This window comes from Bradyrhizobium murdochi (assembly GCF_000472965.1).
Taxonomy (GTDB): Bacteria; Pseudomonadota; Alphaproteobacteria; order Rhizobiales; family Xanthobacteraceae; genus Bradyrhizobium; species Bradyrhizobium murdochi.
This window is the reverse complement of the sequence record NZ_AXAU01000067.1, coordinates 1-2,660: the sequence shown is the minus strand read 5'-3', so window position 1 is coordinate 2,660 and position 2,660 is coordinate 1. Positions and strand designations below refer to the sequence as shown.

Annotated in this window: 3 protein-coding genes and 1 pseudogene; all 4 read left to right on the top strand. The window is 62.4% G+C overall.

Annotated elements, in window-relative coordinates; genetic code table 11:
• Positions 1 to 353 (top strand): IS66-like element accessory protein TnpA (gene tnpA / locus YUO_RS43400; RefSeq protein WP_035728585.1); only part of this gene is annotated, 353 nt, incomplete at its 5' end.
• A pseudogene (gene tnpB / locus YUO_RS49270) lies at positions 350 to 696 on the top strand (IS66 family insertion sequence element accessory protein TnpB). The gene tnpA and the pseudogene tnpB, both read left to right, overlap by 4 nt.
• Before the next feature lie 45 nt (positions 697 to 741).
• A complete protein-coding gene (gene tnpC, locus YUO_RS0137605) occupies positions 742 to 2,394 on the top strand; it encodes an IS66 family transposase (protein ID WP_028351707.1) in 1,653 nt (550 codons plus the stop codon).
• A complete protein-coding gene (locus YUO_RS0137600; RefSeq protein ID WP_235782967.1) occupies positions 2,346 to 2,624 on the top strand; it encodes a hypothetical protein in 279 nt (92 codons plus the stop codon). Before tnpC ends, YUO_RS0137600 begins: the two co-directional genes overlap by 49 nt.
• Positions 2,625 to 2,660 lie beyond the last annotated feature (36 nt).

The window sequence follows — 2,660 nt, the reverse complement described above, 5'->3', positions numbered from 1 at the left end:
GGCGGCGGCGTTGGTCTGAGGAGGAGAAGGCGCGGATTGTTTTGGAAAGCCTGTCCGAGCCACGTCTGGTTGCGGCGACGGCGCGGCGATATGGCCTGTCGCGTTCTCTGCTGGTGACTTGGCGAAGAGCCTTCGCAGCGAACCGGACCAAATCCGAGGCTGGCTTTGTCAGAGCCGTTGTCGCAGAGGATGGGCTAGTGTCGTCGGCGGCGGCTTCATCGCGGAGCGCGACAGCGCATTCGACCGAGCAGCGAATTGAGATCGAGTTGACGAGCGGGCGGCGCATCATTGTCGATGCGAGCGTCGACGTTGAGGCGCTTCGCCGGATTATCGAGGCTCTGGATCCGCGATGATTCCGATCCCTACAGGAGTTCGGGTGTGGCTGGCGACGGGTCACACTGACATGAGGAAGGGCTTCGCCTCATTGTCGTTGCAGGTGCAAGAGGTGCTGCGTCGCGATCCCCTGAGCGGCCATTTGTTCTGCTTCCGCGGACGCCGGGGGATCTATTGAAGGTGATCTGGCATGACGGCCAGGGAGCGTGCCTGTTTACAAAGAAACTGGAGAGAGGTCGTTTTGTCTGGCCGTCGCTGGCGGACGGCGTTGTGTCGATCTCGCAGGCGCAGATGAGTTATCTCTTGTCCGGCATCGATTGGCGCAATCCCCAAGAGTCCTGGCGTCCGACGAGCGTGGGCTGAAAGTTTGTCGTTTGAATCTGGCGGCGAATATGATTCCATCTGGTCATGGACTCCGCCGCTGACGGACTGCCGCCCGATCTCGCTGCCGCACATGCAATGATCTTGGCTGAGCGCGCGGCCAGACTTGCGGCGGAGGCCAAGCTTGCTGAAGCGGCCAATGCCCAAGCGAAGCAATCGAGCACCGAAGCGCTGATCGCCCATCTCAAGCTCGAGATCGAGAAGCTGCGGCGGACGCTTTATGGCACGCGCTCGGAGCGGTCGGCGCGGCTGCTCGATCAGCTGGAACTTGAGCTTGAGGAGCTCGAGGCGGCCGCCACTGAGGATGAACTCGCCGCCGAGAAGGCGGCGGGGAAGACGCAGACGGTGCGTTCGTTTGAGCGCAAGCGGCCGGTTCGCCAGCCCTTCCCCGACGATATCGAGCGAGAGCGTGTGGTCCTTCCGGCTCCGACGCAATGTCCCTGCTGCGGGTCGGCGCGACTGTCGAAGCTCGGCGAAAGCGTGACCTCGACGCTGGAGGAGATCCCACGACGGTTCAAGGTGATCGACACGGTGCGGGAGAAGTTCAGCTGCCGGGACTGCGAGGCAATTACGCAGCCGCCGGCGCCGTTCCATGCGACGCCACGGGGCTATATCGGCCCCCAGCTTCTGGCAACGATCCTGTTCGACAAGTTCGGCCAACATCAGCCATTAAACCGACAGAGCCAGCGCTTCAAATGCGAGGGGATCGACCTGTCGGTCTCGACGTTGGCAGACCAGGTGGGCGCCGGTGCCTTTGCCGTCAGGCCGATCTTTGAGCTGATCGAAGCCTATGTGCTCTCCGCTGACAGGCTACACGGCGACGACACCAAGATCCCGATCCTGGCGAAGGGCAAAACGGATACCGGCCGGATTTGGACCTATGTCCGCGACGATCGGCCATTTGGCGGGCAAGGTCCGCCGGCGGCGCTGTTTTACGCCTCACGCGATCGGCGTGGTGAGCACCCGGCAAGGCATCTTCAGAGCTTCGCCGGAATCCTTCAGGCCGACGCCTATAGCGGGTTCAATGCCCTCTTCGATCCCGGGCGCAAGGCGTCGCCGGCCACGCCTGCCTTCTGCTGGGCGCACGGCCGGAGGGCGTTCTACGAACTGGCCGATATCGCCCAGAACGCGCGGCGCGGACGTTCGGCGACGGCGATCTCGCCCATTGCGCTGGAAGCGGTTCGTCGGATTGACCAGCTGTTCGAGATCGAGCGCGAGATCTATGGGCTGAGTCCCGAGGAGCGGCTGCGCGTCCGCCAACAGAGAAGCGTGCCGCTGTTAACCGATCTTGAGGCCTGGCTGCGGGCGGAATCTGCTCGGCTCTCGCGTTCGTCCAACGTGATCAAGCCGATCAATTATCTGCTCAACCGATGGGATGGCTTTGCCCGCTTTGTCCATGACGGAAGGATCTGCCTGACCAACAATGCGGCCGAGCGAGCGCTGCGCGGTTTTGCGCTGGGAAGGAAGGCATGGCTGTTTGCCGGTTCTGATCGTGGCGCCGACCGGGCCGCCGTCATGGCGACGCTCATCATGACGGCGCGTCTCAACAACATCGATCCGAAAGCGTGGCTCGCCGACGTCTTCGCGCGCATCGCCGAAGTGCCGAAAAGCCGACTGCACGAGTTGTTGCCATGGAACTGGACGCCTCCCGCGTCGGTGCCCTGCACTCAGGCGGCATAGCCATGCACGTCAACAAAGTTCATGCCGTCTTCACAATCGGTCGCGTCGCAAACGACCTCGGCGAAGACGAGGACTGGCTCTGGGACGTGGCCAACGGAATGGACACAGAGGACGGCGTTATCTGGGTTTATGGCATAGGTGACGACGGCGTCATGGCGTTCACCGACTTCGGCATCGAGAACCTGATCGAGCTCATCAGGATACACAAGGAAAACCCCGAGCCCCAATAGGTGATCCGCTCTCCGCGGCTTAGCTCGGATGGATAC